9 protein-coding genes are annotated in these 14,059 nt (G+C 46.6%); 7 read left to right on the forward strand and 2 right to left on the reverse strand.

Translation table 11 applies throughout. The features are described 5' to 3' along the window. The first annotated feature begins 248 nt into the window (after positions 1-248). The 4 genes from proS to ACYVGR_RS09890 all read left to right on the forward strand — a co-directional run bounded on the left by proS (position 249) and on the right by ACYVGR_RS09890 (position 6,442). On the forward strand, positions 249-1,721 hold the full coding sequence (gene proS / locus ACYVGR_RS09875; protein WP_460956009.1) for a proline--tRNA ligase: 1,473 nt from the start codon (positions 249-251) through the stop codon (positions 1,719-1,721). A gap of 257 nt (positions 1,722-1,978) precedes the next feature. Next, positions 1,979-2,938: a sugar phosphate isomerase/epimerase family protein gene (locus ACYVGR_RS09880; protein ID WP_460956011.1), complete on the forward strand. Its 960-nt coding sequence runs from the start codon at positions 1,979-1,981 to the stop codon at positions 2,936-2,938. 10 nt (positions 2,939-2,948) lie between these two features. Continuing rightward, positions 2,949-5,813: a PQQ-dependent sugar dehydrogenase gene (locus ACYVGR_RS09885; RefSeq protein WP_460956013.1), complete on the forward strand. Its 2,865-nt coding sequence runs from the start codon at positions 2,949-2,951 to the stop codon at positions 5,811-5,813. A 176-nt stretch (positions 5,814-5,989) separates the two neighbouring features. Continuing rightward, complete coding sequence (locus ACYVGR_RS09890; RefSeq protein ID WP_182463062.1) at positions 5,990-6,442, forward strand: FKBP-type peptidyl-prolyl cis-trans isomerase; 453 nt, start codon at positions 5,990-5,992, stop codon at positions 6,440-6,442. Between the two features lie 51 nt (positions 6,443-6,493). Here the strand turns inward: ACYVGR_RS09890 and ACYVGR_RS09895 are convergent, their stop codons facing one another. Both ACYVGR_RS09895 and ACYVGR_RS09900 read right to left on the reverse strand, forming a co-directional pair. After that, positions 6,494-6,847 carry a hypothetical protein gene (locus ACYVGR_RS09895; RefSeq protein WP_460956016.1) on the reverse strand — a complete coding sequence of 118 codons (354 nt, stop codon included), beginning with the start codon at positions 6,845-6,847 and terminating at the stop codon, positions 6,494-6,496. A gap of 1,045 nt (positions 6,848-7,892) precedes the next feature. Continuing rightward, on the reverse strand, positions 7,893-8,498 hold the full coding sequence (locus tag ACYVGR_RS09900; protein WP_460956018.1) for a T9SS C-terminal target domain-containing protein: 606 nt from the start codon (positions 8,496-8,498) through the stop codon (positions 7,893-7,895). A 439-nt stretch (positions 8,499-8,937) separates the two neighbouring features. Between ACYVGR_RS09900 and ACYVGR_RS09905 the strand changes: the two genes are divergently transcribed. From ACYVGR_RS09905 to ACYVGR_RS09915, 3 genes are all read left to right on the forward strand, one after another. Then, complete coding sequence (locus ACYVGR_RS09905) at positions 8,938-10,200, forward strand: lactate 2-monooxygenase (RefSeq protein ID WP_460956020.1); 1,263 nt, start codon at positions 8,938-8,940, stop codon at positions 10,198-10,200. Positions 10,201-10,467: 267 nt separating this feature from the next. Continuing rightward, the gene (locus ACYVGR_RS09910) at positions 10,468-11,277 is read left to right on the forward strand and encodes a glucose 1-dehydrogenase (protein ID WP_460956022.1); all 810 of its coding nucleotides are present in this window, start codon (positions 10,468-10,470) and stop codon (positions 11,275-11,277) included. A gap of 116 nt (positions 11,278-11,393) precedes the next feature. Further along, the gene (locus ACYVGR_RS09915) at positions 11,394-14,042 is read left to right on the forward strand and encodes an MGH1-like glycoside hydrolase domain-containing protein (RefSeq protein WP_460956024.1); all 2,649 of its coding nucleotides are present in this window, start codon (positions 11,394-11,396) and stop codon (positions 14,040-14,042) included. Positions 14,043-14,059: the final 17 nt, after the last annotated feature.

Below are 14,059 nucleotides of genomic sequence, written 5' to 3' on the forward strand. Positions count from 1 at the left end.
TTCCATTTTGTACATAAAGGTTTAATCCGTCTTAAAAAAAAGTTAAGAATAGTTAAATAGGGTCAAAGGTTGTCAGGAATTGTCAAAGGTTGTCAGGTGTAGTCAAGTATGGCCAGGAGTAGTCAGGAGTGCTGAGCATTTATTGACAAAGCCTGACCACTCTTAACATTCCCTGACTACTCCTAACAAAGCCTGACTACTCCTGACAATCTCTGACCACACCTTAACCATTCCTGACGAGTCAACACATGGCAAAAGCAATTCCGTCCCGTAGTGAAAATTATTCCGAGTGGTATAACGAGTTAATCAAAAAGGCTGATCTGGCCGAAAATTCAGCTGTTCGGGGTTGTATGGTTATTAAACCCTATGGGTTTTCGATCTGGGAAAAAATGCAGCGAGCTTTAGATGACATGTTCAAAGAAACAGGTCATACAAATGCATATTTCCCACTATTTATCCCTAAATCATTTCTGAGTAAAGAGGCTTCACACGTAGAAGGCTTTGCGAAAGAGTGCGCCGTTGTGACGCACTATCGGCTTAAAAATGCGGACGATGGTTCGGGGGTGATTGTTGACCCAGAAGCTAAGCTGGAAGAAGAACTAATCGTGCGACCTACATCGGAGACGGTGATCTGGAGTACCTACAAAAACTGGATTCAGTCGTATCGGGATCTGCCCTTGCTAATTAATCAGTGGGCTAACGTAGTACGTTGGGAGATGCGGACGCGGATTTTCCTGCGCACAACCGAATTTCTCTGGCAGGAAGGACACACTGCCCATGCTACCTCCGAGGAGGCACAGGCCGAAACTCAGCAGATGCTGGATGTGTACGCACAGTTTGCCGAAGAGTGGATGGCCGTACCGGTAATTAAAGGAGCTAAAACAGCTAACGAGCGTTTTGCTGGTGCCGAGGATACACTCTGTATTGAGGCTATGATGCAGGACGGAAAGGCCTTACAAGCGGGCACGTCGCACTTTTTGGGACAGAATTTTGCAAAAGCATTTGATGTACAGTTCCTGAATAAACAGAACCAGCTGGACTACGTTTGGGGTACATCCTGGGGTGTGTCAACCCGCTTAATGGGCGCGCTGATTATGGCTCATTCCGACGATGATGGTTTGGTATTGCCACCAAAACTGGCACCTATTCAGGTCGTCATCGTGCCAATTTATCGTACTGAAGAACAACTGGAATTGATTACCGCTAAAATCAAACCACTGATTCTGGAACTGAAAAAGGCGGGCGTTTCGGTGAAATACGATGATTCGGATGCTAATAAACCAGGCTGGAAGTTTGCTGAATACGAATTGCGTGGAGTTCCCGTTCGGTTAGCAATGGGTGGTCGTGATCTGGAAAATGGCACGGTCGAAATAGCCCGCCGGGATCTGAAAACGAAAGAAACGGTACCATTCGACGGACTGACCGAGCGGATTAAAGCGTTACTTGACGATATTCAGGAGACGATTTACGCGAAAGCCAAGACCTTCCGTCAAGATAATACCTTCCGGGTCGATACATTCGAGCAGTTTCAGGAGCAGATTGAGAAAGGTGGCTTTTTGATGGCTCACTGGGATGGAACTTCCGAAACCGAAGAAGCCATTAAAGAGGCTACCAAAGCAACCATTCGTTGTATTCCATTTGATCAGGAAGCCGAAGAAGGAGTTTGTGTTTATTCGGGTAAGCCCTCCAAAGGACGCGTTGTGTTTGCCAGAGCATATTAAGCCTGGTTAGTGTCAGGATATAGTCAAAGGTGGTCAGAAATTGTCAGGTGTAGTCAAAAGCGACTTCACTAAACGGGCAATTTCTGACCACCTTTAACTATTTCCGGGCTATACCTGACAGTAACCTGTTCATCGGCTGAAACGGGTGATCTGCCGATATTTTCCGGGCTTCGGTCTATTGCGTTTTTGGTAGTGAACGAATTACAGTTGTTTTGATACAAAAACTGTAGTCTTAGTAAACTCCAAAACTTTTACCTATGCGTACCAGACGTTCGTTTCTTCGCGATGCCGGAGCTTTAACCCTGGGTGGCCTTGTATTGCCCGAATTGACTAAGGCCGATTCCTTGTTTTCTTCTGTAGCTTCTCGCCCCATTGGGCTTCAGTTATTTACACTGTTTCGCCCCATGAGCGACGATCCGAAAGGAACGCTCGAAAAAGTAGCGGCTGTGGGTTATAAGGAAATTGAATCCGCATTTAGCTTACGGGAAGGGTATTACGGCTATAAAGCGAAAGAATTTAAAGCATTGGTCGAAGGGCTGGGCATGACCTGGCGGGCTCACCATGCTATGGGCGCACCGTTTAAACCACGGCCAACACCCCCCGCCAGCACAACGGGAGCTGCCGGTGGGGCTGCTCCACGGCCAGCTATGGATTTTTCTAAGATACCTCCCATGCTCAGCCTGCGTGATAATTACCAACAACTTGTTGATCAGGCGGCTGAAGGTGGATTAAGTTATCTGGTTTGTGCGAGTACACCCGTCGCCACGCTCGATGAGATTCAAAAGTCAATCGAGGTGTTTCAGAAAACGGGTGAAGCGTGTAAAAAAGCAGGTATTGGGTTTGCCTACCATAACCACGCGACTGAATTTGACTCAGTTGAAGGCGGAAAAACGCCCTATGACTTGATTCTGTCACAAACGGACAAAGAACTGGTGAAGATGGAATTAGACCTGGCCTGGGCAGTCAAAGCGGGTAAAGATCCTGTTAAATTATTCAAGGAACATCCTGGCCGTTTCCCCTTATGGCATACCAAAGATATTAAGGCTGACCTGAAAACAATTACGGAAGTGGGCAATGGAGTTGTCGATTTTAAGAGCGCGTTTGCTGCGGCTAAAACGGCTGGTCTAAAGTATTTCTTTGTTGAGCAAGATATGGCGGCTGAGCCAATCGAGAGCATCACGACCAGCTATACCTATCTGAAAAATCTACAAGCCTGATCGCAAGCCAATGAAAAATCTACAGTTTAACGCTAAGAAATGGCGTCCGCGTTTGGTTGGCCCTTTAGCTATTTCGTTACAAGCGGTACTTGTTTTGGGGTTAGCATCCTTTGTTGTACAGGACGATTCGCCCTCTCAAAAGCCTGACGATAGTCGCTTTACGCCCGTACTTGTGGCCGATGACCTGGATGAACCGATGACGTTCGAGGTGTTGAAAGATGGCACCGCTTACATTATCGAGCGAAAAGGTGGCTTGAAAAAATATGATCCGATCACAAAAACCGTCGATTTGATTGCCACGATACCCGTTAATACGAAATACACTTCGGCAGAAGGTAAGGTATCGGAAGCCGAAGAGGGATTGATGGGTTTGAGTCTTGATCCCAATTTCTCGACCAATCATTGGCTATATCTATACTACGCGCATCCAACGGAGAAAAAGCACCTGCTGACTCGCTGGGAGGTGAAGGATGATAAATTGGTGAATAACTCCGAAAAAATTCTGATCGAAGTACCTACGCAACGGGAGGTATGCTGTCATACCGGTGGAGGGATGACCTGGGATCGGGCCGGAAATCTTTACTTAACCGTGGGAAACAATACGGGCAATCAGCAGGCGGCTCAAACCGACGAACGCCTTGGACGCAGCAGTTGGGATGATCAGGGCCATGCCGGCAACACGAATGACCTGCGGGGCAAAATTCTCCGTATTCATCCCGAAGCCGATGGTACATACACCATTCCGGCGGGTAATCTTTTTCCAAAAGGGACAGCTAAAACTCGCCCCGAAATTTATTCGATGGGGCACCGGAATCCCTGGCGGATTTCAATCGATAGCAAGACCGGCTATGTGTATTGGGGCGAAGTGGGTCCTGATGCTACCGCCGATTCTGAAATTGGCCCCCGTGGCTATGATGAACTGAATCAGGCCCGAAAACCGGGTAATTTTGGCTGGCCGTGGTTTGTTGGTAATCGGCAGGCATTTCCGGTTTATGACTATGCTGAGAAAAAGCCGCTGGAGAAAAAAGACCCCGATCATGTTGTTAATAATTCGCCCAATAATACAGGGTTGAAAGAGTTGCCTCCCGTTGCCCCGTCGTTTATCTACTACCCGTACGGTGTCTCGGAGGAGTTTCCGCTGGTCGGAACAGGCTCACGCTCGGCCACGGGTGGACCGGTTTATCATCAGGCTGATTTTAAAGGAGCCAAACGCCCCTGGCCTGCTTATTACGAGAACAAGTGGATTATCACCGACTTCTCCCGTGGCTGGATCATGGCAGTAACGATGGATGCTGAAGGTAATTACAAATCGATGGAGCGGGTAGTGCCCAATTACCATCCTGTTGAGCCGATCGATATGAAGTTTGGCCCCGATGGCGATTTGTACACGCTTGAATATGGTAGTAACTGGTTTCGCAAAAGTGATAATGCGCGGCTGGTTCGAATCGAGTACAATGGCGGAAACCGGAAACCCGTCGTCGAAGCATCAGCTAGTAAGAAAGGAGGGGCTATTCCGTTAAATCTAACACTGTTAACCAACGGTACGAAAGACTTTGATGGGGATAAGCTAAGCTATCAATGGAAAGTGACAGGGCCTGGCATGACGCCTAAGATTTTCAAGGTAGCTGAGCCAACCGTTACGTTCGATAAAGCGGGTGTTTATACCGCCATGCTGACCGTAACTGATTCAAAAGGAGCGGCTAACAGTAAATCAGTGAAGATCATTGCTGGCAATGAGCCGCCTGCTGTAGCCGTTAACCTGGCTAGCAATAAGACATTTTTCTTTCCGGGTCAACCCATTCGGTATGCGGTTAGTGTAGACGATAAAGAAGATGGAAACTTAACCACCGGAAAAATTACGCCCGACAAAGTAGCTATGAGTATTGACTACACATCAGAAGGGTTTGATTATGCCGAAGTCATGCAAAGTCAACGGAGTGTCGATGCTTCTACACAGTATGCCGTTGCGCAAACGCTGATTAGTCAAAGCGATTGCAAAGTATGCCATCAGATCAATACTAAATCGGTTGGGCCTATGTTTACCGCAATTGCAACGAAGTACAAAGGCAACGCTGGTGCAACCGATCAGCTGGTGAAGAAAATTCGGAGTGGCGGGGTAGGCGTGTGGGGCGATGTCGCGATGCCCGGTCACCCAGCCATGTCGGTGGCGGATGCAGAAGTCATTGTAAAATACATTCTGAACATAAACGATAAAACGTTCAGCTCGCTGCCGATGCAGGGAAACTACAGTGTCAAAATACCCGAAGGAGATAATGGGCAGGGCTCAGTGCTGGTGCGGGCAGCGTATACGGACCGGGGTGGCAAAGCCGTTCCCATGCAAACCTCGGAGCGGATGATTGTATTGCATAGTCCGAAAATGAATGCATCGGACGCCCCGATCGTTCACGGTGCCGATTTAAAAGCAAAGGGAATGGGCAAGGGTATGAACGTGATTCCCTACACTAATAGCTACATTGGCTACTATCGTATCGATCTGACGGGAATAAAACAGTTAGATTTTGAGGCTTCTGCTCAACGACGCGAAGGCAGTTCGGGGGGCGCTATTGAAGTGCATCTGAACTCGCCAACAGGGCCGCTGATTGGGGAAGCCAACGTTGAACTGGCTCCCGAAGTCGATATGGCAAAACTAATGGCCCAGATGGAGTCGGGAGCGGCAACGAAACCTGGAAGCACAACGGGAGCGGCTCCGGCAGCTAATCCTTTTCGGCGTCCAGTTCCTTCAGTTAAAATGGCGTTGAAAGACACCGAAGGAATTCACGATATTTATTTCGTCTTCAAAAACGATAAAGCCAAATCAATTCAACCACTTATGACGCTGGCCGGTATCAAGTTTATGGAAGCTGTGGGGAAATAGTTTGAAGTTTGTAGTTCGTGGTTTGAAGTCAATTCGGCAGACTAACTTCAAACCACGAACTACAAACTTCAAACTTTTAGTCCCAAGTACGAGTTGGTAAAAATTGATGAGAAAGTAAACTCTTGTCGGAAGTTCCGGTATTTTTGCCGCAGTGTTTACAACAAACCATTTGTATTATGGCACAAGCAAAATCTGGTGACACCGTTCAGGTGCATTACACAGGCACTTTAACTGATGGAACTATATTTGATTCATCGGCAGGGCGCACACCGCTGGAATTTACAGTTGGTAGCGGTCAGGTGATCAAAGGATTCGATGAAGGTGTAGCAGGCATGAACCCAGGCGAAAAGAAAACCATCAACATTCCTGTCGAGGATGCTTATGGAGCCGCTAATGAAGAAATGATTTTTACCCTGAATCGTTCTGATATTCCGGATGATATTCCACTCGAAGTAGGCATGACCCTCAATATGCACGAAGATGGTAATCCCCGGCCCATCCCGGTTATTGTTCGTGATTTGACAGAAACGAATGTTACGCTCGACGCAAACCATCCGTTGGCAGGGCAGGAGTTGACATTTGAGGTGGAACTGGTTGGTGTAAAATCGCCTTCAGGATTGATTCTGTAGGAATTTACTAAGTTGATTTGTGGAGTAATTGGACCGTTCAGGATGGTCCAATTACTCCACTTTGTTTTCAAGCATAAGCAAATCGCCCAGTTCACGTAGGGCCGTTTGTATCCCCCGCAAATTTGCTCGGGCAACATAGGCCGCCAGCGCAACCGTAATGGCTCCCACATTAAGCGCAAGAGTAAGGTTCCGAATACGCCTTAGACTGGCTTGTGCATCGGCAGTAGCCTGTTGAACATTGGTCGCCATAACCGATGCATTGACAAAAGCAGGGCGAGATGCCTGCGTTTCAAGATCCTGTGCCCGATTTAGTAAGCTGTTCTGGTAAGCATTCAGATCCAGATGTTGTTCATGCGAAAGCTCGGGCCAATGTATTACCTGATACTCGTTCAGAGCCTGGGCCATAGTACAGTAGCCTCGTATTATACCAATACGTTGATCAGGGGTAAAATCTTCCATAGACTGAATAATGCAGCATATATCCTCCATCAGGGAAATGGTTGGACTTTAATAGTAAAATAAGTCACTATCGATTAATTACCGGGCTAAGTTTTGAACGAACGGTCAAAATAATCACGGTTTATTGGCAACTATTTCGTTCACTAACCACGAGTTACTACCTAACTCGTGTCTGTCCTTGACCGGCAATCAACTGAAATAAAGAGCGTTAATTGGCTGTATAGGGAGACAATGTGACTTTTTAGGGTTCGAATTGTCTGAGCGTTAGAAGTTTCTACTCTACTTTATGAAACGTAAAACAATGCTTCCAATTCCTGGCCCCTGGACAGTCATTCTTTTGATTGCTGCAGCACTGGTTTGCTTGGTAATCAGGGCACTTTTAACGTAATGGTCGTTAGTAGCGTGTAGTTGATTTCTATTATTTAGTAGCGTATAGGTAATTTTAATGCTACACATTCCATCAAATGTTAATTTGTAGCATGAAAAACAAGTTGTTAAGATTCCTATCTCTTATTTTTCTGCTTTTTGCCATTTTGCTTCTCGGCCTTTCTGGCTATGCGCTTTATGGGAGCAACCTATTACTTGCTTCTCTTTGCTTTGTTTCGTCAATCAGTTGTACACTCGTCGGAACGGTGTTGTCAATGAAATCGGCTTAAGTTTGATTTTTGTGAAATATAATTATTTTTACTTTTTATTGAGATGTAATTTTTCCGAGAATTAGTTGCCGGATTGCTGAAATTAATACAAGTTAACGAACAAGAATGTGCTTGCTTTTTCTTGATAAAGTTATATTTAATAAAAGTTATTTGAATTCGGTCAATACATCGTTATTGACACAGTCTAACCTTATATTGTAATAAAAAAAGCCCTGTACTTTTCACAAAGTACAGGGCGGAATCAGTGGTTTGGCCAGGCTTGTCCGAAAAGACTGACCATACGTGTTGAGAAGGTGTACTAAACTAGTTTGACAGGATTCGCTGTCTATTTCAGCTTAGTGCTGAATATCGACACGAGTTGTGAACTGCTTCTGATTTGGGCCAACTACAAATGTATAGGCACCAGCAGGTAAGCTCGACAAATCGAAACGGCGAGTTGAACCTTTGAACGAATCAACTTGAACCAGAACGTTCTGTGGGTCGTAGATAGCCACCATAGATTCGTCTACGTTTTTAGAAGGCAACACCACTTCGAATTTGTTTTTTTCGTAGGCAGTTAGCGTTGGCTCAGCCACTTGTTGTAAATTACGCTCGTCGATGCTAACAACGTTTGCCTTGATCGTCACCCCTTGCGACATCCACCAGGCGTTGTTACCAGCCGTCAGAAAATACTGACCATCGGGTAAACTGTTCAGGTTGAACGAGGTTGCCTTCTGGTTGTTTTTGGTGACGATTCCCCGATAGAGAACGTTGCCATCAGCATCAATAAGTGCCAATTCAACCGCTGCTCCCGGCTTTGTATAAACACGTAATTTCTTTTGTTCGGACTTCTCAACTTTCACACCACCCATTCCTGAACCATTGTCTGCATTGGCAACTCCTGTGCCAGCCAGACTCCATACTGACAAAAGTACAGCGATTGATAAACGGATCTTTTTCATTGGTTTGAAATTTTGTTTTAACTGATACAAAGGTGTGGGGTAAACACGATTTAATGCAATAGTATAATTCGTTTAAAGCCATATTTGGGTGAATATTCATTTAAAAATACAATTTGATATAAGTTTAGTGGGTCTATTATTGAAAAAGTACAACAAGTCCCTATAAATAACGCATGAATTGTATTTTTCTAATAATTTTAAATTATAGGACTATCTTGATTTGCAGGAATAGATTTTATTGTTATAATACAACTTGTTGATTTTTGACAAAAATTAATGTGTTATAGAACCGCACGTTTTCTGATTAAAAGCACTTGAAATCGGATAATAAAAATGAAAATTGGATGATTCTCATCGGAACACTAGCTGGATTGTCTATTTTCTAGCGCAATTAATCATTGAAATAGTGATATTTAGATGTTGATTAATTGACGAATAGATGCGGGCTTTAGAGTGGCAACGGAAGATTTATCTAAATGGATTTGCGGGGCGGGTTTCTAGAATTCCGGCCAGTATGCTTCAGTTGGAGCAGGCAGCTATCCAGAAAATGACACCGGCAGCAAGTGCCTATATTGTAGGTGGGGCTGGGAATGAACAAACCGTTCGGGCGAATCGGCAGGGGTTTGAACGGTGGCAACTAGTCCCGAAAATGCTTCGTAATGTTGAAAATCCCGATCTGAGTATTGAGCTATTCGGACAGAAACTACCCTCACCGATTTTATTAGCTCCCATTGGGGTTTTGGAAATGGCCCACCCGGAGGCCGATCTGGCGGTGGCCAGGGCTGCCTCGGCAACAGGCATACCCTATATCTTTTCCAATCAGGCGTCAGTGTCGATGGAAGCCTGTTCGGCTATAATGGGTAATTCGACGCGGTTGTTTCAGCTCTATTGGAGCCGTTCCCGCGAGTTGGTCAGTAGTTTTGTTCAGCGGGCTGAAGCCTGTAAGTGCAGTGCTATTGTGCTGACGCTCGATACCACCATGCTCGGTTGGCGGACCCAGGATTTGTCGTTGGGACACTTACCTTTTTTGCACGGAAAGGGCCTCGCACAGTACACTTCTGATCCCGTTTTTCAGCAGCTTCTGGATGAGTTCATCCGACAACCGCCCAAGGCTCGCCCAACGATTACAACGACAACTATTCGCCATATACTAGGTGCCATTCGGCGTTATCCAATTGGTTCATTTCTGGATAAACTACGCTCTGGACGGGCGATGGGGGCGGTTTCGTTGTTTTCGGGTATTTATAGCAATCCAACCATTACCTGGGATGACCTCGCCTTTCTGCGGGGACAGACCAAGTTGCCGATTCTCCTCAAGGGAATTTTACACCCCGACGATGCGCGCCGAGCCGTTGATTACGGTATGGATGGCGTTATTGTCTCGAACCACGGCGGGCGGCAGGTTGATGGGTCTATTAGCACAATTGAAGCGTTGCCTGCTGTTGTTTCTGTTATTAATGGACAGATTCCGGTACTGTTGGATAGCGGTATCCGAGGGGGAGCCGATGTAATAAAGGCATTGGCACTAGGCGCAAAAGCCGTATGTCTGGGACGCCCTTACGTATATGGACTTGCCCTGGATGGACAGGCTGGGGTAGAGACGGTTATTCGGAATCTGCTCGCCGATCTTGAACTAACGCTGGGTTTAATCGGGTGTAAAACCATGTCAGAGCTTAATGCCGATAACCTCGCTTTAGCCTGAAGCCGTGCCAGCGTAACGGCGCACCGTGGTTCTATTGAAGGTTATGACTAACCGTGGCACGGCTCCAGGCGACTTTTATTCGCCTGTATTAAATTCATTTAATATGCCCGGTTAGACAGGCTCATTTCGGGTAATAATCCATAAATCGTTTGTAGTTTGCCGCTGATAAGTCTTGTTCGTGCGGATTAAAGGTTACTAAACAGGAATAACTTTTAAACCAAATGTATCGGCTGCGACTTACACTTAACAAATACAGCTTTACAAGATATGGATCAAGTATTGAAGGGACAAATTGCCATTATAACCGGCGCAAGCAGCGGTATTGGAGCCGGTGTGGCCAAGTCGCTGGCGGCTGCTGGGGCCACCGTTGTTGTAAACTATCCTGTTGACGCCACGAAGCCGGCCGCTGATGCCGTATTAAAAGAAATTACAGATGCGGGTGGTAACGGCATCGTAGCTCAATGTGATGTTAGTAAAGAAGATCAGGTCATCAAGCTATTTGCAGATGTGGTGGCTCAATTCGGCACTGTCGATATTCTGATTAATAATGCGGGTTTGCAGCGCGATTCTAAGTTCGACGAAATGACCCTCGATCAATGGAATACAGTCATTAGCGTCAATCTAACAGGGCAGTTTTTATGTGCTCGTGAGGCAATCCGGGAGTTTTTACGCCGTGGCCCTCGTCCCGAAGTGTCCGCAGCCACCGGAAAAATTATCTGTATGAGTTCTGTTCACGAACTCATTCCCTGGGGTGGCCATGTCAACTACGCCACCTCAAAAGGTGGGATTAAAATGCTGATGCAATCATTGGCGCAGGAATACGGTGATCGTAAAATTAGGGTCAATAGCATTTGCCCAGGGGCAATTCAGACTCCTATTAATAAAGCTGCCTGGGAAACCCCACAGGCGCTGAACAGCCTGATGACGCTGATTCCCTATAACCGGATTGGTCAGCCTCAGGACATTGGTAATTTGGCCGTATTCCTTGCATCCGATCAATCAGATTACATCACCGGAGCCAGCATTTTCATCGACGGCGGCATGACCGTTTTTGAAGGCTTTTCTACCGGAGGATAATTTGCTATGTAGGATGTATGATGTAAGAGATAGGATGTGAAGTATGCGATAATTACCCTTATATTATATTTCCTACATCATACACCCTATATCATATATCATACATTTTTTAGAAAGTGACAATTGAACAACAACGTTTAGACGATACAATTTGGCGATTGTGGGGACCATATGTTTCCGACCGCCAGTGGGGAACCGTACGCGAGGATTACAGCTCTAATGGCGATGCCTGGAGGTATACAACGCACGATATTGCCCGTAGCTATACGTACCGGTGGGGCGAAGAGGGCATTGCGGGCATCTCCGATGATCGGCAACAGCTTTGCCTTGCCCTGGCGCTCTGGAATGGAAAAGATCCAATTCTGAAAGAGCGCTATTTTGGCCTAACGAATAATGAAGGTAATCACGGCGAAGACGTTAAAGAGCTCTATTATTACCTCGATAATGTTCCAACGCATTCGTATCAGCGAATGCTCTACAAATACCCGCAGGCCGCCTATCCGTATCAATGGCTTTTAGACGAAAACCGTAAACGTACCCGTCTGGACCCCGAATTTGAACTGCTCGATACGGGAATATTTGATGAAGATCGCTACTTCGACGTGTTTGTGGAGTATGCCAAAGCTGGCCCGAAAGATATACTGATGACGGTGACGGCGCATAATCGTGGCCCCGAAGCGGCTGAACTCCATTTGCTACCTACGCTTTGGTTTCGCAATACCTGGATATTTGGCGATGACTCAGATGGAGTACCCAATTATCGACCGTCGCTAGTATTGCAACCTAATGGAACGGTGTCGGTCGAAGATTCTGATCTGGGTCATTACGTACTCCATGCCGAAGGACAGCCTGACTGGTTATTTTGTGAGAATGAAACTAATCTGGCCCGCCTTTACGATACCCATTCTGGATCAATTTACCCGAAGGACGGCATCAACGATCACGTGGTGCAGGGCGCAAATACCGTCAACCCAGATCATACAGGCACCAAAGCGGCCGCCCATTATCAGTTTACGATTGAAGCGGGTGGCTCCGCTCAAATTCGGCTTCGGCTTGAAGCACCAGGAACGGCAGTGGCTGATCTAATCGCGCCTTTCACCGAATTTGATCAGATCGTTGCGCAGCGTAAGGAAGAAGCCGATGAGTTTTACGCACATGTTCAGCCTGCCGAAGCAACGCCTGATGAAAAATTAGTACAGCGTCAGGCATTTGCCGGGATGCTGTGGAGCAAACAATACTATTACTACGATGTATCACGCTGGCTGGCTGGCGATCCGAATAACCCACCGCCACCGCCCGAACGAGCCTTAGGGCGCAATCATACGTGGCTCCAGCTCATTAATGCGGCTGTTATTTCAATGCCCGACAAATGGGAGTACCCCTGGTATGCGGCCTGGGACTGGGCGTTTCACTGTGTAAACCTGGCCATGATTGATCCGGGTTTTGCCAAGCAACAGCTTATGATGTTAACCAACGAATGGTTCATGCATCCGAATGGCCAGTTGCCTGCTTATGAATGGAATTTCTCAGATGTGAATCCACCCGTGCAGGCATGGGCAGCCTGGCGCATTTACCATTTAGAGCTTGAGCGAAAACCACCCGGCGAAGAAGATCGAACATTTTTGCGGGGTATTTTTCATAAACTGATGCTCAACTTTACCTGGTGGGTAAACCGGAAAGATGAAGCGGGTAATAATATTTTTGAAGGCGGCTTCCTGGGCTTAGATAACATTGGCGTTTTTGATCGAAATACCGTTTTCCCGGATGGCAGTCATCTGGAGCAGGCCGATGGTACTAGTTGGATGGCCATGTATTCCCTCAACATGATGCGCATTGCGCTCGAATTGGCTAAGCATGACCTGGTATACGATGAAATGGCGACGAAATTCTTCGACCATTTTCTGTACATCGCAGGCGCTATTACCAATATTGGAGACACGCACGTAGGCTTATGGGACGAAAACGAAGGGTTTTTCTACGACCAGCTTCGAATGAATGACGGCAGTGTGCAACGGATGCGTGTTCGAACGTTGGTGGGCCTTATTCCCATGTTTGCCGTTGAAGTATTGGAAGATGAATTGATGAAAGCAAACCCGGCCTTTCTGAAACGAATGGTTTGGTTCCAGAGTCACCGGCCGGATCTATACAATCAAGTATCACGCTATACAGAAAAAGGGGTTGATGAAAAGCGGCTGCTCAGTCTACTTCGGGGTTTTCGGTTGAAGGCCATCTTGTCGAAGATGCTCGACGAGAATGAGTTTCTAAGTCCACATGGCATTCGGGCGGTATCAAAGGTTTACCGGGATCATCCTTACGAGTTCACGCTGGACAACACTACTTTTCGATTAACCTATACCCCCGCTGAAAGCGATAGCGGTATGTTTGGCGGGAACAGCAACTGGCGCGGACCTGTCTGGATGCCGACTAACTACCTGATTGTAGAGAGTTTGTATCGGTTCTATGGCTATTTCGGAGATAGTTTTACGGTTGAGTATCCGATTGGGTCAGGTCAACAGGTTACCCTTAAAGACGTAGCGACTGGATTAACCAATCGACTCATCAGTCTGTTTACCAAAGATGAAGCTGGTAAGCGCCCCGCCTTTGGACAGCATTCGAAATATCAGGACCCCCATTTTCGAGATTACGTACTGTTTTACGAGTATTTTGATGGCGACAATGGGCGAGGTGTGGGCGCCAGTCATCAAACAGGATGGACAGGTTTGGTTGCCGAGTTAATCAGTCGAAAATATGCGAATCTAAAGTGATACTAATGCTTTGGCAA

It is taken from the genome of Spirosoma litoris, assembly GCF_054776755.1.